The organism is Pseudomonas sp. Irchel 3H9 (assembly GCF_900187495.1).
In the GTDB taxonomy this organism is placed as follows: Bacteria; Pseudomonadota; Gammaproteobacteria; order Pseudomonadales; family Pseudomonadaceae; genus Aquipseudomonas; species Aquipseudomonas sivasensis.
In genome coordinates this window covers 87,873-110,345 of sequence record NZ_FYDK01000003.1, presented here as the reverse complement: position 1 = coordinate 110,345, position 22,473 = coordinate 87,873, and the positions used below count along the sequence as shown (strand labels likewise).

20 protein-coding genes are annotated in these 22,473 nt (G+C 60.5%); 7 read left to right on the top strand and 13 right to left on the bottom strand.

Annotated elements, in window-relative coordinates; genetic code table 11:
• Positions 1–73 precede the first annotated feature (73 nt).
• Together CKW32_RS12240 and CKW32_RS12235 are read right to left on the bottom strand one after the other, a co-directional pair.
• Complete coding sequence (locus CKW32_RS12240) at positions 74–751, bottom strand: anti-sigma factor domain-containing protein (RefSeq protein WP_095185074.1); 678 nt, start codon at positions 749–751, stop codon at positions 74–76.
• On the bottom strand, positions 748–1,374 hold the full coding sequence (locus tag CKW32_RS12235) for a sigma-70 family RNA polymerase sigma factor (RefSeq protein ID WP_095185073.1): 627 nt from the start codon (positions 1,372–1,374) through the stop codon (positions 748–750). The genes CKW32_RS12240 and CKW32_RS12235 overlap by 4 nt, the downstream gene beginning before the upstream one ends.
• Before the next feature lie 130 nt (positions 1,375–1,504).
• Here CKW32_RS12235 and CKW32_RS12230 point away from each other — a divergent pair, with 130 nt between their 5' ends.
• Positions 1,505–2,077, top strand: a complete 573-nt coding sequence (locus CKW32_RS12230; RefSeq protein ID WP_095185072.1) for a DUF2780 domain-containing protein — start codon at positions 1,505–1,507, stop codon at positions 2,075–2,077.
• Here the strand turns inward: CKW32_RS12230 and CKW32_RS12225 are convergent.
• Positions 2,074–2,961, bottom strand: coding sequence for an acyltransferase (locus CKW32_RS12225; protein WP_095185071.1), 888 nt, complete (start codon positions 2,959–2,961; stop codon positions 2,074–2,076). The two genes, CKW32_RS12230 and CKW32_RS12225, sit on opposite strands and share 4 nt — an antisense overlap.
• Before the next feature lie 172 nt (positions 2,962–3,133).
• Between CKW32_RS12225 and CKW32_RS12220 the strand changes: the two genes are divergently transcribed.
• From CKW32_RS12220 to creD, 4 genes are read left to right on the top strand one after another with little or no spacing between them, the layout of a single operon-like run.
• Positions 3,134–3,634, top strand: coding sequence for an ATP-dependent zinc protease (locus tag CKW32_RS12220; protein WP_032883961.1), 501 nt, complete (start codon positions 3,134–3,136; stop codon positions 3,632–3,634).
• Positions 3,635–3,643: 9 nt separating this feature from the next.
• Complete coding sequence (gene creB, locus CKW32_RS12215; protein WP_032883959.1) at positions 3,644–4,312, top strand: two-component system response regulator CreB; 669 nt, start codon at positions 3,644–3,646, stop codon at positions 4,310–4,312.
• Positions 4,312–5,751 (top strand): two-component system sensor histidine kinase CreC, encoded by a 1,440-nt coding sequence (gene creC, locus CKW32_RS12210; protein ID WP_095185070.1) that lies wholly within the window; start codon positions 4,312–4,314, stop codon positions 5,749–5,751. The genes creB and creC overlap by 1 nt, the downstream gene beginning before the upstream one ends.
• Before the next feature lie 51 nt (positions 5,752–5,802).
• Positions 5,803–7,176 (top strand): cell envelope integrity protein CreD, encoded by a 1,374-nt coding sequence (creD, locus tag CKW32_RS12205; protein ID WP_095185069.1) that lies wholly within the window; start codon positions 5,803–5,805, stop codon positions 7,174–7,176.
• A 418-nt stretch (positions 7,177–7,594) separates the two neighbouring features.
• On the opposite strand, the gene CKW32_RS12200 is transcribed toward creD, so the two are convergent.
• The 8 genes from CKW32_RS12200 to CKW32_RS12165 form a co-directional block, all read right to left on the bottom strand.
• Positions 7,595–8,224 (bottom strand): glutathione S-transferase, encoded by a 630-nt coding sequence (locus CKW32_RS12200; RefSeq protein ID WP_095185068.1) that lies wholly within the window; start codon positions 8,222–8,224, stop codon positions 7,595–7,597.
• A 187-nt stretch (positions 8,225–8,411) separates the two neighbouring features.
• Complete coding sequence (locus CKW32_RS12195) at positions 8,412–8,594, bottom strand: hypothetical protein (protein WP_095185067.1); 183 nt, start codon at positions 8,592–8,594, stop codon at positions 8,412–8,414.
• Entirely contained in the window at positions 8,591–9,694 is a 1,104-nt protein-coding gene (locus CKW32_RS12190) for a PepSY domain-containing protein (protein WP_032883945.1), read from the bottom strand. Before CKW32_RS12190 ends, CKW32_RS12195 begins: the two co-directional genes overlap by 4 nt.
• 64 nt (positions 9,695–9,758) lie before the next feature.
• On the bottom strand, positions 9,759–12,197 hold the full coding sequence (locus CKW32_RS12185) for a TonB-dependent siderophore receptor (RefSeq protein ID WP_095185066.1): 2,439 nt from the start codon (positions 12,195–12,197) through the stop codon (positions 9,759–9,761).
• 157 nt (positions 12,198–12,354) lie between these two features.
• Positions 12,355–13,323 (bottom strand): FecR domain-containing protein, encoded by a 969-nt coding sequence (locus tag CKW32_RS12180; protein WP_095185065.1) that lies wholly within the window; start codon positions 13,321–13,323, stop codon positions 12,355–12,357.
• A complete protein-coding gene (locus CKW32_RS12175) occupies positions 13,320–13,838 on the bottom strand; it encodes an RNA polymerase sigma factor (protein WP_032883939.1) in 519 nt (172 codons plus the stop codon). The genes CKW32_RS12180 and CKW32_RS12175 overlap by 4 nt, the downstream gene beginning before the upstream one ends.
• A gap of 1,126 nt (positions 13,839–14,964) precedes the next feature.
• Positions 14,965–15,672, bottom strand: a complete 708-nt coding sequence (locus tag CKW32_RS12170; RefSeq protein WP_032883937.1) for a PolC-type DNA polymerase III — start codon at positions 15,670–15,672, stop codon at positions 14,965–14,967.
• Positions 15,669–17,591 (bottom strand): putative nucleotidyltransferase substrate binding domain-containing protein, encoded by a 1,923-nt coding sequence (locus tag CKW32_RS12165; RefSeq protein ID WP_177434275.1) that lies wholly within the window; start codon positions 17,589–17,591, stop codon positions 15,669–15,671. The genes CKW32_RS12170 and CKW32_RS12165 overlap by 4 nt, the downstream gene beginning before the upstream one ends.
• A 246-nt stretch (positions 17,592–17,837) precedes the next feature.
• On the opposite strand from CKW32_RS12165, the gene CKW32_RS12160 reads away from it, so the two are divergent.
• Positions 17,838–18,284, top strand: a complete 447-nt coding sequence (locus tag CKW32_RS12160; protein ID WP_032884510.1) for a response regulator — start codon at positions 17,838–17,840, stop codon at positions 18,282–18,284.
• 118 nt (positions 18,285–18,402) lie between these two features.
• Here the strand turns inward: CKW32_RS12160 and CKW32_RS12155 are convergent, their stop codons facing one another.
• Positions 18,403–20,580: a malate synthase G gene (locus tag CKW32_RS12155; RefSeq protein ID WP_032883935.1), complete on the bottom strand. Its 2,178-nt coding sequence runs from the start codon at positions 20,578–20,580 to the stop codon at positions 18,403–18,405.
• Positions 20,581–20,846: 266 nt separating this feature from the next.
• Here CKW32_RS12155 and CKW32_RS12150 point away from each other — a divergent pair, with 266 nt between their 5' ends.
• Complete coding sequence (locus CKW32_RS12150) at positions 20,847–21,359, top strand: glycine cleavage system protein R (RefSeq protein WP_032883932.1); 513 nt, start codon at positions 20,847–20,849, stop codon at positions 21,357–21,359.
• A gap of 111 nt (positions 21,360–21,470) precedes the next feature.
• Here CKW32_RS12150 and rarD read toward each other — a convergent pair whose 3' ends face one another.
• The gene (gene rarD, locus CKW32_RS12145; protein WP_032883928.1) at positions 21,471–22,355 is read right to left on the bottom strand and encodes an EamA family transporter RarD; all 885 of its coding nucleotides are present in this window, start codon (positions 22,353–22,355) and stop codon (positions 21,471–21,473) included.
• Between the last annotated feature and the right edge of the window lie 118 nt (positions 22,356–22,473).

The window sequence follows — 22,473 nt, the reverse complement described above, 5'->3', positions numbered from 1 at the left end:
GTTGTTCCTGACAGGGCTTTCAGTGCTGTCATGGACTCTGGTTTGCGCGATGGGTTCCTGGCCCCCTTGCAGGTCAAAGTGATGCCAATTGGCCCTGATACAGCACCGGTCCGGTGGGTTGCCCGGTGGGCGAGCCGCCGTGTGGTTCCAGGCTCACGGCCAAGGTCAGCGGTGCGGTAAGCAAGGCTCGCTGCGCTTCGCTCAGTTGGATTCGGCCTTTGCCCACTGCGGGCACCAGGCCCAGGGAGATCGGTTTGCCTCCGGGCTTGATGGCCCACAATTCCAGGTCCTGTGCCGACGTCACGGCGGCCAGTGACAAGGGTTCCACTTGCAGGTGGTCGGCAAAGGCCTTGATCTGCAACGCGGGTTGTTGGTTGGCGGCGACCAGTGTGGCGTTGTACGCCACACCCAGGTCGCGCTGGTACAACACGCCCACCAGCACTGCGATAACAATCCCGAACGCCGCCGCCCACAGTCGCAGGTTCGTCCACAACGGTTTCTTGGCCGGCATGTGCAGCACCTGCGGCTCGATCCGTGACTTGATGCCCGCCCACACATGCTCGGGCACCGGCCGTTCGGGCAATGCGCCGGTTAGGCTGGCAAGCGCTTCCTGCCAATGGCCCAGTTCAACGCGCAGCGCGGCGTCTTCCAATAACAGCGCATCAAAACGCCGACGGGCGGTGGCGGGCATCAGTCCGATGGCGTAGTCGGCTGCCAGGGCGCGGCGCAGGGCTGTGGTTTTGTAGTTCATGATTCAAGGCACCTGCGCAGGCGCTCCATGCCGCGGCGAATCCAGGATTTGACCGAGCCCAGCGGCGCGGCCAAGTGTTCGGCCAACTCCGAGCACGACAGGCCCTGGAAGTAAGCCACAGTGATCGATTGACGCTGCATGTCGTCGAGGGTGTCGAGGCAGCGGTTGAGCGCGCGGGCTTCGCGTTCGCTGTCGAGCCGTTCGTAGGCGCTGGGGCCTTCGTCGAGCAAGGCGTCCTGTTGACCGTCGGCCAAAGGCTGTTCGCGGCGTTTACGCAGTTGGTCGATGGCCAGGTTGCGGGTGATGTTGATCATCCAGGTCATCGGCGCCGCCAGGTGGGCTTCGTAGCGCGAGGCGTTGTACCAGATGCGTACGAAGGCTTCCTGCAGCACCTCTTCAGCCAGGTCCTGGCGTCCCATAAACACCATGGCGACCCCGTGCAGACGCGGCGAAACACTGCGATAGAGCGTTTCAAACGCTTGGCGATTGCCCAAGGCGCATTGGGCCAGCAGGGGCCGCAACGTGTCAGCATCAGTGAGCGTAATAGGGCTTCTCCAGGCTCTCGTTTGAGGGCGACGGGACTGCGCACGGTAGGCAGAGGTTAGTTCAGCTTGGGCATTCATTCCATCCAGCTCCGGGCAGCGTATGAAGCCTATACGTAGGGCAGGGCGATTCGGATGCGGGTGTGGGAACAATCCCCCGGAATGCCCAGTCAAACGCCTGCTTTCGCACCTATATCCAGAGGTTGTTTCAATGAAGATTTCACGCGGTTTCGCCCTTTCCTGCCTGATGACTCTGGCGGCCGGCCCCGTACTCGCCGCGGGCTTCAGCCTTGGTGATGCGGCCAATGCCATTTCCGGCATGCAGGGCGGTAGCAACAAAGCCGCTGCCGCCGCACCGTCGTCCGAGACGGCCGGTTTGCTGAGCGCGCTGACCTCGCAACTCAATATCACCCCCGAGCAAGCCGTTGGTGGCACCGGCGCGATGTTGGGCCTGGCCAAGAACAAACTGAGCGGCAACGATTATTCGCAACTGGGCAACAGTGTGCCGGGCCTGGATCAGCTGTCGGGCAACAATGCATTGGGCAGCCTCGGGGCCTTGAGCGGGATGCTCGGCCAGACCGGTGGCAGCAAAACCAGCGGCCTGGACGGCTTGCTGGGTAACGTGAAGAACACAAACGACCTCAACACCGCGTTCAGCGCGTTGGGCATGGACAGCGGCATGATCGCCCAATTCGCTCCGGTGATCCTGCAATACCTGGGCGGCCAGGGCGCCAGCAGTTCGGTGCTGGGCAAACTGGCCCAGGCCTGGGGTACCGGCAGCTAAATACTCTGCGCGCGCAGTTGTTCGATGCGCGCGTCTTTCTCCTTCCAGAGCTGGTTGACCCAGTTCTGGACGGTCTGGCGAAATGCTGGATCGTTTTCGTAATCTCCCTGCCACAACGCCGGGTCCAGCTCACGGGTCTGGATGTCGATGATCACCTTCGGCACCGCGCCGCTGATCAAGTCCCAGAACCCCGGAATCTTCTGCTGCGGATAGACCACCGTGACGTCGAGGATTGCGTCCAGCTGTTCCCCCATCGCTGCCAGCACAAACGCCACACCGCCTGCCTTGGGTTTGAGCAACTGGGTGAACGGTGAGTCCTGCTGCGTGCGTTTGGTCTCGCTGAACCGCGTGCCTTCCAGGTAATTGACCACCGTCACCGGCTGGCGCTTGAACAGCTCACAGGCTTGTTTGGTGATCTTCAAATCCTGGCCCGCCAGCTCGGGGTGCTTGGCCAGGAACGCCTTGGTGTAGCGTTTCATGAACGGGTAATCCAGCGCCCACCAGGCCAGGCCCAGGAAGGGCACCCAGATCAGTTCTTTTTTCAGGAAGAATTTAAAGAACGGCGTACGCCGGTTGAGCGCCTGGATCAGCGCCGGAATATCCACCCAGGACTGGTGGTTGCTGATGACCAGGTAGGAGGTGTCCCTGCGCAAGTCGCCGCCGCCGCGAATGTCCCATTGCGTCGGGATGCAGCGGGCGAAGATCAGTTTGTCGATCTCGGCCCAGGTCTCGGCGATCCACATCACCGCCCATGACGCATAGTCACGGTAGCGCCCCGGTGCCACCAGCTTGAGCAGGGCGAACACCAGCAAGGGGCCGATCAGGATCAGCGTATTGAGTAACAGCAGCAGGGTGACCAAACAGCCGGTGAGCAGGCGGCGCATAAGCAACTCTTGGGATCTTGTGGGCGGATCATGATAAGCAAGCTGAGTCTAGAGGCCAAATCGCAAAGCGTCGGACGAATGTTTCACAATGTTCCGGGTATGTTGGGCTGACTAACTAACGGTCGCTTTTGCGGTCTAGAATCCGCCTACTTAATTCAAGGAAACCACCTACGTGAAATCTATCCTTGCCTTGCTTGCCCTCGTTGCGCTGCCTGTCATGGCAGCCGAACCGACCCTTTACGGTCGCTACGAATACATTCAACTGCCGGAGATCGGCGAAACCTTCAAGGCCAAGATGGACACCGGCGCGCTGACCGCCTCGCTGTCGGCCCGCGACATCGACACCTTCACCCGTGATGGCGATGACTGGGTGCGCTTCCGTCTCGGCGGCAAGGACGCCTCCGATAAGGTCTACGAACACAAAGTCTCGCGCATCAGCAAGATCAAGAGCCGCGCCGACGAAGACGACGACAAGGACGAAGCCAGCGTCGCCAAGCGCCCGGTGATCGACCTGGAAATGTGTCTGGGCAACGTCAAGCGGACCGTCGAGGTCAACCTGACCGACCGCAGCAGCTTCAATTATCCGTTGCTGATCGGCGCCAAGGCCTTGCGTGAATTTGGCGCAGCGGTAAACCCGGCTCGTCGGTACACTGCCGACAAACCGGACTGCTGATTTGAACCCATGCCCCACATCCTGATTGTCGAAGACGAAGCGGCGATAGCCGACACGCTGATATTCGCCCTGCAAGGCGAGGGCTTTACCACCACCTGGCTGAGTCTCGGCCAGGAGGCATTGGCCCATCAGCGGCAGACGCCCGCCGACTTGATCATCCTCGACATCGGCCTGCCCGACATCAGCGGTTTTGAAACCTGCAAGCAATTGCGCCGTTTCACCGAAGTGCCGGTGATGTTCCTCAGCGCGCGCGATGCTGAGATCGACCGGGTAGTGGGGCTGGAAATCGGCGCCGATGATTATGTGGTCAAGCCGTTCAGCCCACGGGAAGTGGCGGCGCGGGTCAGGGCGATTCTCAAACGGGTCGGCCCCGGCGTTGCACCGGCGGTGTTCCAGGTGGACCTGGAACGCATGCAGATCACCTATCGGGGCCAGCCCCTGAGCCTCACGCGCCATGAATTCCGCCTGCTGCAGAGCCTGCTTGAACAACCCGAGCGGGTGTTCAGCCGCGAGCAATTGCTGGATGCCGTAGGCGTACCGGCGGATGCCGGCTACGAGCGCAATATCGACAGCCATATCAAAAGCCTGCGCAGCAAACTGCGTAGCGTGGCGGCCGACGCCGAACCGATCCAGACCCATCGCGGCCTGGGCTACAGCTACAGCCCGAGCAACAGCTGATGCGCCTGGGGCTGCGGATTTTCCTGGTGTACGCGCTGTTTATCGGCCTCACCGGTTACTTCGTGCTCAGCACGGTGATGAAGGAAATCCGTCCCGGCGTGCGCCAGTCCACCGAGGAAACCCTGGTGGACACCGCCAACCTGTTGGCCGAGATCCTGCGCGATGACGTCAAAAACCGCACCCTCGGCCAAAGCCACTGGCAGGAATTGCTCAAGGCCTACGGGAACCGTCAGCCGGGCGCGACCATATGGGGCCTGCCGAAAAACCAGGTCAACCACCGCATCTATGTCACCGACGCCAAAGGCATCGTGTTGCTCGACTCCACAGGCGAAGCGGTGGGCCAGGACTACTCCAAATGGAACGATGTTTACCTGACGCTGCGCGGCGAATACGGCGCCCGCTCCACCCGCAGCCAACCGGATGACGCCACTTCATCAGTGATGCACGTAGGTGCACCGATCCGCGACAACGGCCAGATCATCGGCGTGGTCACCGTGGCCAAGCCCAACAGTTCATTGCAGCCTTATGTGGATCGCACTGAGCGGCGCCTGCTGTGGTACGGCGCCGGATTAGTCATCCTGGGCCTGCTGTTGGGCGCGCTGTTGTCGTGGTGGTTGAGCGTCGCGCTACGACGGCTGACGGCCTATGCCGAGGCGGTCAGCGAAGGCCGGCGCGCCGAGTTGCCTCACTACCGTGGCGGCGAGTTGAAGCAGTTATCCACTGCCGTTGAGCACATGCGCACGCAACTGGAGGGCAAGGCCTACGTCGAGCATTACGTGCACACCCTGACCCATGAATTGAAAAGCCCATTGGCGGCGATTCGTGGCGCGGCAGAGCTGTTGCAGGGTGATATGACCCGCGAGCAGCAGCAGCGTTTTGTCGGCAATATCGACAGTGAAAGCGCACGCCTGCAGCAGTTGATCGAGCGCTTGCTGAACCTGGCGCAAGTGGAACAACGCCAAGGCCTGGAAGAGCAGGTGAGTGTCCCGCTGGCAGCCTTGGTCGACGACGTGCTCAAGGCCCAATGTGCGCGGATCGAAGGCGCCGGCTTGCAAGTGGAGCAGACGATTGCGGCGGATGTGAAGGTGTTCGGCGAGCCCTTCCTCCTTCGCCAGGCACTGGGCAATCTGCTGGAGAACGCCTTGGATTTCACCCCCCCTGGCGGGCTGTTGGCATTCGCTGCACAGACGCACCATAACGATGTGCAGGTGAGCCTGTTCAACCAGGCCGCACCGATTCCCGACTATGCGTTGCCGCGCCTGAGCGAACGTTTTTATTCCCTGCCACGCCCGGCCAGCGGACGCAAAAGCACGGGGCTGGGCCTCAACTTTGTCGAGGAAGTGATGAAGCTTCACGGCGGCGCATTGCAGATCGGTAACGTCTCTGGCGGCGTGCGCGTAGAACTGCATCTCCACACAGTCTCCACATTGCCCACATAAATCCCCCACATGCGCGGCCCACTCTCTCTCCATCAAAACAGGGAGAGACCCATGAACCGCAGCCTGCTTTTCAAACTTGGCGCGATTGCGCTGCTGATCCTGCTGTTGCTGATTCCGTTGCTGATGATCAACGGCATCATCAGCGACCGCCAGCAACTGCGCGACGGCGTACTGATGGACATCGCACGCAGCTCCAGCTACGCCCAACGCCTCACCGGCCCGGTGATGGTGGTGCCGTATCGCAAGACCGTGCGTGAGTGGAAGCTCAATGAAAAGCTCAACAAGCGCTACGAAGAAACCCGTGAAGTGCGTGGTCGTTTGTATTTCCTTCCGGAGCGTTTTGAACTCGACGGCAAGGTGCAGACAGAACTGCGCGCACGGGGCATTTACCAAGCTCGGCTGTTCCACGCCGACAATCGCATCAGCGGGCGTTTTGTGCTGCCGGAGCAATGGGGCATCACCGAGAACTATGCCGATTACCGCTTTGAACCGGCGTTTCTGGCGGTGGGCATCAGCGATATTCGCGGTATCGAAAACGCGCTGAAACTGGAGCTGGGCAGCCAGCGCCTGGAGTTCTCGCCGGGCAGTCAGGTCGGTTGGTTGGGTGAAGGTGTACACGTCGAACTGCCGGCGCAGGACAACAAGAAACCGGCCGCCATGGAATTCGCCTTTGACCTGCGCCTGCAAGGCACCGAGCAACTGCAAGTGGTGCCGGTGGGCAAGACCAGCCAGGTCTCACTCGCGTCCAACTGGCCACACCCGAGCTTTATCGGCAACTTCCTGCCGGCTCAGCGTGAGGTCACCGACCAGGGCTTCACCGCCAACTGGCAGACTTCGTTCTTCTCCACCAACCTCGAAGAAGCCCTGCGTGGCTGTTTGTCCGAAAACAGCTGTGAGGACTTCAACAGCCGCAGTTTCGGGGTGAACTTCATCGATCCGGTGGACCAGTACCTCAAGAGCGACCGTGCGATCAAATACGCGCTGCTGTTCATCGCCCTGACCTTTGCCGGCTTCTTCCTCTTCGAAGTGCTCAAGAGCCTGGCAGTGCACCCGATTCAATACGCCTTGGTGGGTGTGGCGCTGGCGTTCTTCTACCTGCTGCTGTTGTCGTTGTCCGAGCACTTGGGTTTTGCCCTGGCGTACCTGATCTCGGCGAGTGCCTGTGTGATGTTGATCGGCTTTTATGTGTGCCACGTGCTGCGCAGCATCGCCCACGGCCTGGGGTTTTCGGCGGGGTTGGCGGCGTTGTACGGCTTGTTATACGGGCTGTTGAGCGCCGAGGATTACGCGCTGCTGATGGGCTCGCTGCTGTTGTTCGGCCTGCTGGGAACGGTGATGGTGCTGACGCGCAAACTGGATTGGTACGGCGTGGGCAAGCGCAAGGTGGTCGAGCCGTTGGCGTTTGATCTGGAGGCGGTGCAATGAGTGGGTTACGAGAGGATCGGCAAGAGCGGTCGCGGTTGGTGGAGAAAATTAACGCGCTGTTTTCCGCTGTTGTGGTGAGTGAGGTTTGCGTGGTGAGCGGGCGGGCTGTGGAGAGTGAGCGGTCTGTGGTGAGTGGACGGTCTGTGGAGAGTGGGCGGTCTGTGGTGAGTGGATTTTTGGGGTGAAGGGGCTGTCTGTGGTGAGTGAATTTTTTGGGGTGAACGGGTTGTCTGTGGTGAGCGGGCTTGCCCCGCGCTGGGCTGCGAAGCAGCCCTAATCCAGACACCGCGTTTTTTCAGCAATACCCGATTGGCAGGTTTTGGGGCCGCTTCGCAGCCCAGCGCGGGGCAAGCCCGCTCACCACAGACAGCCCACTACCACAGACCGTCCACTCACCACAGGAAAGCTGAGCGGTTTGCTAGACCGGCGGCTGGGTCTCCAGCATCGAAGGTCGCTGGCTGACTTCGGCGTACCAGCCAGCAAGCTTAGGGTTGTCGACTCGCCACTGCATGTCCGGATGACGGAAGTCGAGGTAGCCCAGGGCGCAGGCCACGCTGATCGAAGCAATGTCAAAGTGGCTGGTCAGCTCGGCGATGGCATCCTGTTCCAGCTCGGCGAGGGCGCGGCGGATCTTGTTGCGCTGCTCGTCGAGCCAAGGCGCCCAATGTTTCTCCACCGGACGCAGGGTCGATTCATAACGCACCAGCACGGCGGCATCCATGATGCCGTCGGCCATCGAGGCCAGGGTCAGGCGGCGCCAGCGGGCCGCGCCGTCGCGGGGGATAAGTGGGTTGCCCACATGCTGGTGGTCGAGGTAATCAAGGATCACCCGACTGTCGTGCAACGCGCTGCCGTCCGCCAGGCGCAGCGCCGGGATCTTACCCACGGGGTTGCCTTGCACCACCTGCGCGTCCGGGTTGACCGGGGTCGGCATGCACCCTTGCAGGGCCACGCGATCCTGCTGGCCGGTTTCGATCAGCAGCACGCGGACCTTACGAACGAACGGTGACGCGGGGTTATGGAACAAGGTCATGCTGGGAGTGGACATGGGCAAACCTCAAAATTGACTGTGGCTAGCCTAGAGGGTTGCGCGGTGGCTGGCGAGGGGGAGTGCGGGTGTTTTTGAGGGCCTCATCGGGGCAAGTCGAATCGTCGCACCGCCCCTCCCACGGTTGACCGAGTTGTCATGACGAACGCGGAACACCTGTGGGAGGGGCTTGCCCCCGATAGCGCCCTCAGCCACGCCGCTTGAACAACGCCCACATGCCAATGGCGGCCGGTATCCCCAACCCCACCCAACTCAACGAATCCCACGGCCCATCACCCAGCAACGCCGCAAACAACCCGGCGGCGCTGAGCAGGCCAATCCCCAGCGGGATGCCAAATACCTTCCAGAAACTCGACTGTCTTGGCTTCATGCCTTGCCCGCCTTGCGCCGGACGATCCACAGATAAATCCCGCTGATCAGCACAACGATGGTCAACACATCCAGCACCGCCCAAAGGATTTTCATCGGCATGCCGCCGTAGTCACCGAAGTGCAGCGGCTGGGACATGCCCATGGCGTCCATGTACCACGGCCGTTCGGCAACGGCGGTGACGGCCAGGGTGCTCGCGTCGATCAGCACCGGCGTGAGCAGGTGCGAGGTCAGGTGGGTGCTGCCTTTCATGAACACCGCGTAATGATGCTCGCTGGAAAAGCGTGTACCAGGGAAGGCGATAAAATCCGGCTGCATACCAGGGGCGGCCTTGGCGGCGATGGTCAGTAGTTCCGTTGCTGGGGCACGCTGGGTCAGCGGGGGGGCATTCTTGTACGGTTCGATCATCGCGCTGAGGCTGTCCTGACGCCACGCGGCGATGATCAGGTCGGCGCAGGCGCTGATCACGCCGGTCACGCCCACCACCAGCGCCCAGGTCAGGGTGACCACGCCGATCAGGTTGTGCAGGTCCAGCCAGCGCAGGCGGGTGGATTTGTCCTGGCGCACAGTGGCGAACTTCAATCGGCGCATAAACGGCAGGTACAACACTGTGCCGGAGATGATCGCCAGCACAAACAACACGCCCATGAACGCCAGCAGCAACTTGCCCGGCAGCCCGGCGAACATGTCCACATGCAGACGCAGCAGGAACAGCGTGAAACCGCCATTGGCCGAAGGCATCTCCACCGACTCGCCGGTGCGCGCGTCGAGCATAAAGGTGTGGGACGAATTGGGCTCAGTGCCCGCAGTAGCGGCCATGATCGCGATCACACCGTTCTTGTCGTCCTCGTCCCACGCCAGGTATTGCATGGCTTCACCGGGGCGATGGGCCTGCGCCTTGGCGACCAGTTGCTCAAGGTTGAGCTGCGGCGTATCGGCAGGCATCTGCGCCAGTGTGGGCTCGTTGCCCAGCAGATGGTCGATCTCATGGTGAAACACCAGGGGCAGGCCGGTGAGGGCGAGCAGCAGGAGGAATACGGTGCAGATCAGGCTGGTCCAAGTGTGGATGAAGGACCAGCGGCGGATGGTTTTGCTTTTCATCACGGCTCCAAAAGGCAAAAGGGCCGCAGTTCAGGCGGCCCTTCATCAGCGGTTTTTCACCGTCTTAAAATTTGTAGTTCACGCTGGCGACCACGTTACGCTGGTCGCCGTAGTAGCAGTAGAAGCCGTCGCAGGTCGACAGGTAATCCTTGTTGAAGATGTTCTTGGCGTCGACCGCCACCGTCACACCTTTCATAGAACTGTTTACGCGGCCCAGGTCGTAGTGCACGGAGGCGTCATATACGGTGTAGGACCCCACATGACCGAGGTCGGTGTTGGCAGCATTGCCGTAGGTGTCGCCGACGTAGCGCACACCTGCACCCACGCCGAACCCGTCCAGCATGCCGCTGTGCCAGGTGTAGTCGGCCCAGCCTGTGGCTTGGTTGCGAGGCAACTGGTTCAGGCGATTGCCTTTTTCTGCCGCAACCCCTTCGGTGATTTCACTGTCGTTATAGGTGTAGGAACCTACGAGCTTGAGGCTTTCGGTGACGTCGGCACTGGCTTCCAGTTCAAGGCCTCGAACCCGTACCTCACCGACTTGGCGAGTGATGCTGCCTTCGGTGACCGAGGTGTTTTGTTGTGTCAGGTCGAACACTGCAGCGGTGAATAATGCTTTGGTGCCGGGAGGCTGGTATTTGATACCGGCTTCATATTGCTTGCCTTCGGTGGGCTTAAATGCTCCGGTGCTGGCTACTTGTGTACCCGAGCCGGCCTGGAATGATTCAGCGTAGGACAGGTACGGAGTGATGCCGTTGTCGAAGACATAGCTCAGCGCCGCGTTACCGCTGAAATGTTTGTCACGCTGAGTATTGGTTGCGTCGTTGAGGTTATGAAACGTGGTGCCGGTATGGACCCAGTCTTCACGCCCGCCGAGGGTCAGGCGCCAGTTGTCGAGGGCCATTTGGTCTTGAAGGTAGAGGCCGGTCTGCTGGGTCTTCTGGTTGTAGTCATACATGGTGAAGTAGGTGACTTTCGAGAAGTCCTGCCCATACACCGGACGGTTGAAGTTGATGGTCGGCACGCCCGCCGATCCCCACAACCAGCGCGCATCGCTGTCGGAGCGCTGGTGGTCGAGACCCAGCAGCAGGGTGTGATTGATTGCGCCGGTCTTGAAGTCTGCCTGGAAGTTGTTGTCGACGGCGAATTGGCCGATGTTTTCATCGACCTTGCCAGCGGAACGACTCACGTTGCCATCGGCATCAACCGCAACTTCAGGCCCATTTGGAAAGAACGCGCCACCGGCGGTAATGCCCTGGAAGGACAGGTCATTCTTGGTGTAACGCAGGTTTTGGTGGAACTGCCAGGTGTCGTTCAGGCGCGTCTCGAACGCGTAACCCAGTGCGTAGTAAGTGCGGTCATAGAATTCCCAGTCCGGATCGCCCAGGTTTTTGTGGTGGGAAATCTTGCCGGCCGGTGAACTCAACTTGGTGCCTTGCAGTGGCAGGAACTGCCCGGTGATACCCGTATCGTCGCGGGTGAACTGGGTCAGCAGCGTGAACCTGGTGTCGTCGTTGATATTCCACGTCAGGCTGGGTGCGACGTTGTAGCGCTTGTCCGGGATGTGGTCGACGGCGGTGTTGCTGTCGCGCACCACGCCGCTTACGCGGTAGAGGAACTGTCCTTCATCGTCGATCTTGCCGGTGCTATCGAAGTTGATCTGTTTGTGGTTATTGCTGCCTGCCTGAACTTCAATTTCGTTCGAGCTTTCGGCCTGGGGGCGGCGACTGACCATATCCAGCAAACCGCCGGGTGGGGTTTGCCCGTAGACCGACGAGGCCGGACCTCGAAGGACTGCGATGCGCTCCAGGTTCCAGGTGTCAATCTTCGGCGTGGCGTAGTTGCCTTTGGGCAATGGCAGACCGTCAAGGAATTGGGTTGGGACAAACCCGCGTACCAGCAGCCAGTCACTGCGCGAGTCTGATCCGTAGCCACTGCTCTGCACGCCAGCGGTGTAACGCAGTGCATCGTTAAGGTTGAGAACGGAGCGGTCTTCCATTTGCTGGCGAGTGATCACCGTGACCGAGCGAGGCAACTCGGCGATAGGAGTATCGGTCTTGGTGCCAGCCGCTGTGCGGGTGGCGACATAACCATCCACCGGCCCCCATGCGCTTTCATAACTGCCCTGTCCGGTGATGCTGGTCTCTGGCAACGCCACAATCCCCTCAGGAATCGCCACCAAGGTAAACGTTCCCGCACCACCCTGTTCCAATTGCAACCCAGTCCCACGCAACGCCTCGCGCAGTGCACCTTGTGCATCGAACTGGCCCTGGACCGGCGCCGAGGTCTTGCCGGCGGCCAGCGACGGGTTGAGGGTCAGCGCGATGCCGGCCTGGCTGGCGATTTGGTTCAGGGTGGTGGCCAGCGGTGCAGCCGGCAGGTTGTAGGCGCGCACGCTGGACGCTTGTTCGGCGGCAAACAGTGAAGGGCTGGCCAGCGGGGCGCTGAGGGCTATGGCAACGGCTAACAGGCTGGGGCGCAACAAGGTGTCTAGCGTGCGGGACATGGGGCGGCTCCTGAATGGAAGTAATTCGCAATTGCCTATGTGCCGAACGAGAATCGAGAAGTGATAGGGCAGGATCAAAATATTTTTGCGGTGGGAGTGAGGTCCTCATCGGGGGCAAGTCGAATCGTCGATAGCGATAGCCCAGCCACCCCAGACCCTAAGGCTTACCCGTGACCGTTACCCACCAAGGCGTGTGCTGCTCGATCCGCACCGGCAGGGTCGGCAGCAGAGCGTTGAGCGCAAGGGTGGTGTCGTGCAGCGGGAAGCTGCCGGTGATGCGCAGGTCAGCCACGCTTTTATCCACACCCAAGTAGCCGGTGCGGTAGCGGCTGAGCTCATCCACCACATCGCCCAGGCGGGCGTTGTCGACCACCAGCATGCCGCGGGTCCAGGCGTCGGTGGCAGGGGTGACGGCCAGCGCTGGGCCGAGGCCGTCGCCACGCATCAGCACTTGCTGGCCTTCCTTGAAAATCTGTTCTTGATGCAATGCTTGCGGCTGCGCCGCGACTGCCGATTGCAAGACGCTCAACCGCGTGGCGTCGTCTTCGCGCCTGACGATAAACCGCGTGCCCAGTGCCCGCAGGCTGCCGTCGCGGGTTTGCACGTAGAACGGGCGCGCGTCGTTGTGGCCGGTCTCGACGAGGATTTCGCCTTCCTGCAACACGATCAGCCGGCGTTTTTCATCAAAGCGTACGTCGATGGCGCTGTGGGTATTGAGGTTGATCTGCGTGCCGTCCGCCAGTTTCAGCGTGCGCTGTTCGCCAGTGGCGGTGCGTTGGTCGGCCAGCCAATAGTGGATCGGCACATAACGCTCGCCGGCAAACAACGCCAAACCGCACACCAGCGCGATACTCGCCAGGCCAGTACCGAGCTTGCGCACCCGTTGGCGAATACCTTCACGCGATTGCAACAACGCCGCCCGCGCCGGGCCCGAGGCCACGCCAAAGCGCTGATCGAGCATCCCCAGCTGGCGCCAGGCGCGAGCGTGTTCTTCATTGCTGGCCAACCATTTGCTGAACTCTTCACGTTCCACCGCGCTGCCGTCGCCGGAATCCAGGGACAGCTGCCAGGCAATCGCCGCATCCAGCACACGGGCCGAGACCGGTTTTGAGCTGATCGCACTCACAACGGTTCGCCATACAACGCGATGTAGCACTGGCGAATGCCCTGGGCCAGGTACTGGCGCACACGGGGTACTGACACGCCGAGGCGCTGGGCGATTTCCGCGTGGCCCAGGCCGTCGAGGCGGTTATAGAGGAAGGCGGCGCGGGCCTTGCTCGACAGCTTGCCGAGCAGGCGGTCGATGGCCTTGAGGTCTTCCAGGATAAGTTGCTGTTCTTCCGCAGAAGGGTGTTCGCTTTCCGGGACTAGCATTAATTCGGCGAGATAGGCCTGTTCCAAGGCGGCGCGACGGAAGTAGTCGAACAGCAAGCCTTTGGCGATCGCCACCAGAAATGCCCGTGGCTCGCGGGGGGCGCGCAGCTCGTCACGGCCCAGCAGGCGCATGAAGGTGTCCTGACTCAGGTCTTCGGCGCGACTCGGGCAGGCCACATTACGCCGCAGCCAGGCCAACAGCCAGCCACGATGGTCGCGATACAACGCGCCAACAAGCTCACTGTGTGGGTTCTGGACCGACGACAAGGCATCACCGAATAAACAAGGGGTTTAAACTAACGAGAATTATTCGCGATTGTGTCAGAGGCGTGGGATGGGCGCAATTGGCGTCCGTCGGGTTGAAGGCTTAATGACATCTCATTGGTCGATGAGCGTTGCCTTGTGAGAAGAGCTCTTTGTGGTGTGGGCTTTCTGTGGTGAGCAGGTTTTCTGTTGTGAGGGGGCTTTCTGTGGTGAGTAGGTTTTCTGTTGTGAGGGGGCTTTCTGTGGTGAGCAGGTTTTCTGTTGTGAGGGGGCTTTCTGTGGTGAGCAGGTTTTCTGTTGTGAGGGGCTTTCTGTGGTGAGTAGGTTTTCTGTTGTGAGGTGCTTTCTGTGGTGAGTAGGTTTTCTGTGGTGAGCGGGCTTGCCCCGCGCTGGGCTGCGAAGCGGCCCCAACACCTGCCAATGGGTTATGACTGAAGAAACGCGGTGCCTGGATTGGGGCTGCTCCGCAGCCCAGCGCGGGGCAAGCCCGCTCACCACAATGAAAGCTCATTCACCTAAAGGTCATTTATTTAAGTGGTTAGAAAGAGGCGCTTGCTTGCGCCGTTTCCACTGGCTCAAGCGTGGTGAAGGGGCTTTCTTTGGTGAGCAGGCTTTCTGTGGTGAGTGTGTTTTTTGTGGTGAGCAGGATTTCTGTGGTGAGGGGGCTTTCTGTGGTGAGCGGGCTTGCCCCGCGCTGGGCTGCGAAGCGGCCCCAACACCTGCCAATGGGTTATGACTGAAGAAGCGCGGTGCCTGGATTGGGGCTGCTTCGCAGCCCAGCGCGGGGCAAGCCCGCTCACCACAATGAAAGCTCATTCACCTAAAGGTCATTTATTTAAGTGGTTAGAAAGAGGCGCTTGCTTGCGCCGTTTCCATTGGCTCAAGCGTGGTGAGGGGGCTTTCTATGGTGACTGGGATTTCTTTGGTGAGCAGGCTTTCTGTGGTGACTAGATTTTCTGTGGTGAGCGGGCTTGCCCCGCGCTGGGCTGCGGAGCGGCCCCAACACCTGCCAATGGGTTATGACTGAAGAAACGCGGTGCCTGGATTGGGGCTGCTCCGCAGCCCAGTGCGGGGCAAGCCCGCTCACCACAACGAAAGCCCTTTCACCTAAAGGTCATTTATTAAGTGGTTAGAAAGAGGGCGCTTGCTTGCGCCGTTTCCATTGGCTCAAGCGCTCCTGAAGCGCCTTCGGGGAGTCGATCTGCTGTTGTCGCGCACGACTGAACAAGATAAGCATCAGCTCCGCCGTGGCCAGGGCGTCGGCGCTGGCGTGATGGCGTTCGCCCACGTGCAGTTTGAAATGGTTTATCCAGTCGTCCAGCCCGGCTTCGCGGATAGGCGCCTCGGGGCACAGCAGTGGGGCGATGTCGGCCACATCCAGAAACGGATGCGCCAGGCGATAACCCAGGCTGTCCTTGAGTGCGCGACCGAGCATGTGCTGGTCGAACGGTGCATGGAAGGCCAGCAATGGGCTGTCGCCGACAAATGCCATGAAGTCCAGCAGCGCTTCCACCGGATCACTGCCAGCGGCGATGGCGCTGGGCCCCAGACCATGGATCAACACGCTGGGGCTGAGCTTTGTTTCGGCGCGCTGCAGGGTGCGTTCGAACAGCTGTGAAAAGTCCACCGCGCCGTCTTCGATCACCACCGCGCCGATGGACAGCACTTGGTCACGGTTGAGATTCAGGCCGCTGGTTTCCAGATCCACCACCACCCAGCGTTGGGTACGCAGTGGGTTATCGCCCAATGCCGCGGGCTTGGACAGTTGCTCCAGGCGCCGTTGTTGCGCGGCATCAAGGCCAGGTTTTTTCGCACGTAACCAGTCGAATAAACTCACAGTTGATACCGCAACGTCAGGCTGCTTTGCAGGCGTTGGGCCTGGCGCAGGGATTCGCGCAGAATGCGCCGGTCCAGGTGGTTGAGGCTATCGGGGTCGACGCGGTTGGAATACGGCTGGTTCTCGCGGGTCTGTAACTGGTGCTGCTGCATGCGGGTTTGCTGGATAAAGTGGTACGCCTCTTCATACGCGGCGCCGTCCAGCGGTTCGATGACTTCCTTGGCCACCAACTGGCGCAGACGCTCCAGGGTGTTGTTGGCGTGGATGCCATTGGCCAGCGCCAGCAGGCGCGCGCCGTCGACAAACGGTGTGAGGCCCTGCACCTTGAGGTCGAGCGTGGCTTTTTCACCGCTTTTGCGTGTCAGCACGAATTCGCGGAAACGTCCTACAGGTGGCCGTTGGCGTAAGGCGTTCTCGGCAAGCATGCGTTGAAACAGCCGGTTATCTGCGACCTGATCCAGGACGTTTTGGCGCAAAAAATCGCCCCCCTGTTCATCGCCCCACACCACCCGCAGATCAAAATAGATGCTCGAACCCAACAGGTTCTCCGGCGTTGCTTCACGAATAAACGCCGCAAACCGCCGCGCCCATTCCGCCCGCGACAGGCACAGCTCGGGGTTGCCGGCCATGATATTGCCCTTGCACAGGCTGAACCCGCACAGCGCCAGGCTCTGGTTGATCTGCTGCGCCAGGGGCAGCAACCGACCGCGAATCTCGGCGGCCTCAACCGCGTCCTTGGCCTCGAACAGAATGCCGTTGTCCTGGTCGGTGTACAGCGTCTGCTCGCGGCGGCCTTCGCTGCCGAAACACAACCAACTGAACGGCACGCCGGGGTCGCCTTTTTCGGCGAGGGTCAACTCGATTACTCGACACACCGTGTGATCGTTGAGCAGGGTAATGATGTGAGTGATCTGGGTGGATGACGCGCCATGGGCGAGCATCCGCTCGACCAACTGGCCAATCTCGCCGCGAATCGCCACCAGGTTCTCCACCCGGGGCGCATTGCGGATGGTGCGGGCGAGGTGCACCAGATCGACCCGTTGCAGGGAAAACAGATCGCGTTCGGATACCACGCCACACAGGCGCTGGTCCTTGACCAGGCACACATGGGCGATATGCCGTTCGGTCATGGCGATGGCGGCGTCGAATGCGCTGTGGTCCGGGGTCAGGAAAAACGGCGCCTGGGTCATGTGACTGTCGATCGCCTGGGTGAAATCGCTGGTGCCGTCGGCGACCACTTGGCGCAGGTCGCGCAGGGTAAAAATCCCCAGGGGCGACTGATGGACGTCGACGATCACAATGCTGCCCACCTGTTGCTCGTGCATCAGCGTCACGGCTTCGCGCAGCGGCGTGTCCGGGCTGCACATTACCGGGTGGCGCATGGCCAATTCGCCCAGACGGGTATTGAGCGAGTACTGCGTGCCTAGGGTTTCCACGGCTTTTTGCTGCACTTGCTGGTTGACCTGATCCAGCAGGCTGCTGACGCCGCGCAGGGCAAAGTCGCGAAACGGGCTGGAGAGGGCAAACAGTTTGATAAAGGCGGGCTTGTTCAGTTGCAGGCAGAAGGTGTCTTCGGCGGCTTTATGCTCGGTGCGCGTGGCTCGTTCACCTAAAAGCGCAGCAAGGGGGAAGCACTCGCCAGTGGTGATTTCGAAGGTGGTTTCTGCCGAGTCCGGTCGTTCGCCCACGACGCGGCCTTGTTTGACGATGTAAAAGTGCTCCACCGGCCCGCCCGACGGCTTGAGAATGCTCTCGCCAGGGCCGAAGAAACGTAATTGACACTGTTCAACCAGAAATGCCAGGTGCGCATTTTCCATTTGATTGAATGGCGGGAAACGTTGCAGGAATTGCAAAGTGCCGTGGATGTTCTGCAACACGGCGGTTTTACCCGCCTGCGTGAAAGCATCAGCTTTACTCATAACAGTGACCGCAGTTTTTTTGTCGTTATCGTCCTGCATGGTCGACTCCTACGCGATAGGTGCCCATTGGACGTAAGTCTAGGTCGATGAAAACAGCGTAGAGCTAGGGAAAAACCTTACATGAATATCGTCCAAACCCCGTGGAACACCCACTAGTCAAACTTTCCGACGAAGTGCACATTGATCGCCCTTCCGCAGATGTCTGACGAGTGTGCTGGGAGATTGATGAAAATTGTTGAGAACCGTATGTCCGACCACGATATTTTGAGTGATGCCGAGCGCGAGGCCCTGAGCGCCGTGATGCTGGAGCCTGATTTACCGCCGCAACGCGTGCTGATTGTCGATGACGACAAGGATGCGCGAGAACTGCTGGCGGAGATCCTTGCTCTGGACGGTATTCGCTGCATGACTGCCGAGAGTGGTGAGGCAGCGTGGAATTTGTTGAAATCCAGCAGCTCCATCGGTTTGCTGATCACCGACTTGCGCATGGCACCGAGCAATGGCCTGGAGTTAATCCGCCAAGTGCGCGAATCCACCCGCGCGGCGCTGCCGATCATCATCATGTCGGGGGACGCCGAAGCGCCGGATGTGATCGATGCGATGCATTTGAGTGTGGTGGACTTTTTGCTCAAGCCGATCGACAGCGTGAAGTTAGCGAAACTGGTCAAGCGCGAGTTGGGGATGGCTTCTTGATTTCTGCGGTATCTGCACGGGCCTCATCGGGAGCAAGTCCCGTCCCACAGTTGACCGCGTACATCCACGACACAGCCCCAAAGAAAAAGCCCTGATCTCTCGATCAGGGCTTTTTCATTTACAGGCCGTTTTTAGCCTTGAACTCCCGACGCCGACGGTGCAACACCGGCTCGGTGTAACCGTTGGGTTGCTTGGTTCCTTCAATCACCAACTCCACCGCTGCCTGGAACGCGATGTTGCTGTCGAAGTCCGGGGCCAGTGGGCGATACAGCGCGTCCCCTGCGTTCTGACGGTCCACCACTGGCGCCATGCGCTTGAGGCTTTCCATCACCTGGGCTTCGTTGACGATGCCGTGGCGCAACCAGTTGGCGATGTGCTGGCTCGAAATACGCAGGGTGGCGCGGTCTTCCATCAGGCCCACATCGTTGATGTCCGGCACTTTGGAGCAGCCGACACCTTGGTCGATCCAGCGGACCACGTAGCCGAGGATGCCCTGGGCGTTGTTGTCCAGCTCGTTGCGGATTTCTTCCTCGGACCAATCGGTGTTGCTGGCCAGGGGAATGGTCAGGATGTCGTCCACCGAGGCGCGCTCGCGCGTGGCCAGTTCGGCTTGGCGGGCGAATACGTCAACCTTGTGATAGTGCAGGGCGTGCAGCGCAGCCGCCGTAGGCGACGGTACCCAGGCGGTGTTGGCACCGGCCAATGGGTGAGCGATTTTCTGTTCGAGCATCGCGGCCATCAGGTCGGGCATCGCCCACATGCCTTTACCGATCTGTGCGCGGCCTTGCAGGCCCGTGCTCAAGCCGATATCGACGTTCCAGTTCTCGTAGGCGCCGATCCATTTTTCGGCCTTCATGGCGGCCTTGCGCACCATCGCGCCCGCTTCCATGGAGGTGTGGATTTCGTCGCCGGTACGGTCCAGGAAGCCGGTGTTAATAAACACCACGCGCTCGCTGGCCGCCTTGATGCAGGCCTTGAGGTTGACCGTGGTGCGGCGCTCCTCGTCCATAATCCCGACCTTGAGGGTGTTGCGCGGCAGGTTCAGCACGTCTTCGATGCGACCGAACAGCTCGTTGGTAAACGCGGCTTCTTCCGGACCGTGCATTTTCGGCTTCACGATGTACACCGAGCCGGTGCGGCTGTTCTTGCGGGTGTTGTTGCCGTTGAGGCTGTGGACCGCCGCCAGGCTGGTGACCAGGCCGTCGAGGATGCCTTCCGGCACTTCATCGCCGTTCTTGTCGAGGATCGCGTCGATGGTCATCAAGTGACCAACGTTGCGCACGAACAACAGCGAACGGCCATGCAACGTCACGTCCTGACCGTCGATGCCGGTGTAGACACGGTCAGGGTTCATGGTACGGGTGAAGGTCTTGCCGCCCTTGGCCACTTCTTCGGCCAAGTCGCCCTTCATCAGGCCGAGCCAGTTGCGGTAGATCACCACTTTGTCGTCGGCATCCACGGCGGCGACGGAGTCTTCGCAGTCCATAATGGTGGTGAGCGCAGCTTCCATCAGTACGTCTTTCACGCCGGCGGCGTCGGTCTGGCCGACCGGGGTGCTGGCGTCGATCTGGATTTCGAAGTGCAGGCCGTTGTGTTTGAGCAGGATCGCAATCGGCTCGGCCGCCGGGCCCTGGAAGCCGATCAGTTGCGCATCGTCACGCAGGCCGCTGTTGCTGCCGCCCTTGAGGCTGACGATCAACGTGCCGTCGACGATCTTGTAACCGGTGGAATCGACGTGGCTGCCGGCGCTGAGCGGCGCGGCTTCGTCGAGGAAGGCACGGGCGAAGGCAATCACTTTGTCGCCACGCACTTTGTTGTAGCCCTTGCCCTTCTCGGCGCCGTCGGCTTCGCTGATGGCGTCGGTACCATATAGCGCGTCGTACAGCGAACCCCAGCGCGCATTAGAGGCGTTGAGGGCGAAACGGGCATTCATCACCGGCACCACCAGCTGTGGGCCGGCCATACGGGCGATTTCGTCATCGACGTTTTGGGTCGAAGCCTGGAAGTCTGCGGCTTCTGGCAGCAGGTATCCGATGTCTTGCAGGAAGGCTTTGTAGGCCACCGGGTCGTGAGCCTGGCCGGCATGGGTCTGGTGCCAGGTATCGATGCGCGCCTGGAAATCGTCGCGTTTGGCGAGTAGGGCTTTGTTCTTCGGTGCCAGGTCATGGATGACCTTGTCGGCGCCGGCCCAGAACTGGTCGGCAGTGATGCCGGTACCGGGAATGGCTTCGTTGTTCACGAAGTCGAACAGGACTTTGGCGACCTGCAGGCCACCGACTTGAACGTGTTCAGTCATTGCTTGCCTCACTCTGCGGAGCTTATGCGCTTTTTCAGATTTTCATTATGTAGTGCACGGTTGGGCATACTACATGATGACTTGCGGTTGTGAAAATTAGACTAAATACGTCGTTTAGCGACCCACTTTGGTCGTACGGTCACAGCGGAGAACAGGATGTTCTCAAAAAACTATTAGATTGTTCCAGATAAATATAAAAATGGTACACGATTTGTTTTCGTGGGCCCCCGGGTCCACCTTGTAGATTGAATTCAGAGGGCTTCGCCATGGACCATCTTGTACTCACAATTATCGCCGCCGACAAACCCGGCCTGGTCGAGCGCATCGCGCAGAACATTGCCGCCCACGGTGGCAACTGGCTGGAAAGCCGCATGGCCCATATGGCCGGGCAGTTTGCCGGGATCCTGCGGGTCAGCGTACCTACGGAAAGCCGTCAGGCGTTATTGGGGGCGCTGGAGGACTTATCCACACACGGCATTCGCGTGTTGGTGGGTGAGGGAAGCACTGGGCAGGCCTCGGCGTCCAAACCAATTGTGATGACATTGGTGGGCAATGACCGTTCGGGCATCGTGCGTGAGATCACGGCGTTATTGAGTCAGCAGGGCGTGAACCTGGAGCGCTTGAGCACGGATGTGCGCCCGGCCCCTATGAGTGGCGACCCGCTGTTCACAGCTGAAGCGTTGTTGCAGGTGCCACCATCGTTGTCCCTGGAGAGCTTGCAGCAATCCCTGGAAACCTTGGCCGATGACTTGATGGTGGAGCTGCGTAACGAGGAATAATTTGTCCACAAGGTTATGCATGGAAATCTTGCATGGGCCTGTGGATAACCTTGGGGTGAATGCCTGCAAGCCATGCGGGCTGTGGCTTGCAGGATGTTGTACGTTATTTGATCAGCGTTTGCGCACGGTCAGCCAGGCGTCCACGCTGTAGACCACCAACCCAGCCCAGATAAAGGCGAAGGCAATCAGCGTGCTTGGCGCCAGGTGTTCGCCGAACAGCAGTACGGCTTCGAGCAACACCAGGGTCGGCGCGACGTACTGCAAGAAACCCAGCGCGGTGTACGGCAAATGCCGTGCGGCGGCGTTGAAGCACACCAGCGGGATGAGCGTTACCGGACCGGCGGCCACCAGCCACCAGGCTTCGGACGTACTCCAGAACGCCAGTTGCGCACTGTGGGCGGAGGGGTTGAACAGCAGCCACGCGACGGCAATTGGCACCAGCATCCAGGTTTCCACCACCAGCCCTGGTAGCGCCTTGACCGGTGCCTGTTTGCGGATCAGGCCGTAGAACCCAAAGGTCAGCGCCAGCACCAACGACACCCACGGCAAACTGCCCACTTGCCACACCTGTTGCGCCACGCCCACTGCGGCCAGGCCCACGGCGGCCCATTGCAGGCGACGCAAGCGTTCGCCGAGAAGCAACATGCCCAGCAGTACATTCACCAACGGGTTGATGTAGTAACCCAGGCTGGCTTCCAGCATGCGGCCACTGTTCACCGACCACACATACGTCAGCCAGTTACCGGCAATCAACGAACCGCTGAGGGCAAGGATCGCCAGGCGCTGGGGGTTGTCGCGCAGCTCGCGGAACCAACCGGGATGCTTCCACACCATCAACAGCAAGCCGCCGAACAACGCCGACCACAGCACACGGTGAACGATGATCTCGGCGGCGGGTACGCTGGCGATGGCTTTGAAGTAGAGCGGGAACAAGCCCCAGATGACGTAGGCGCTCAGGCCCAGGATGTACCCCTTGCGGGGGTTGGCGGCGTGCATTGCAGAATCCTTGCTTAGGCAGCTAACAAAGCGCGATTGTAAGGATATTTGTCAGGCAATGGGACTGGCTTGGTAATGCGGTCTGCTTTGTGTAGGAGGGTGCAAGCCCCCTCCCACG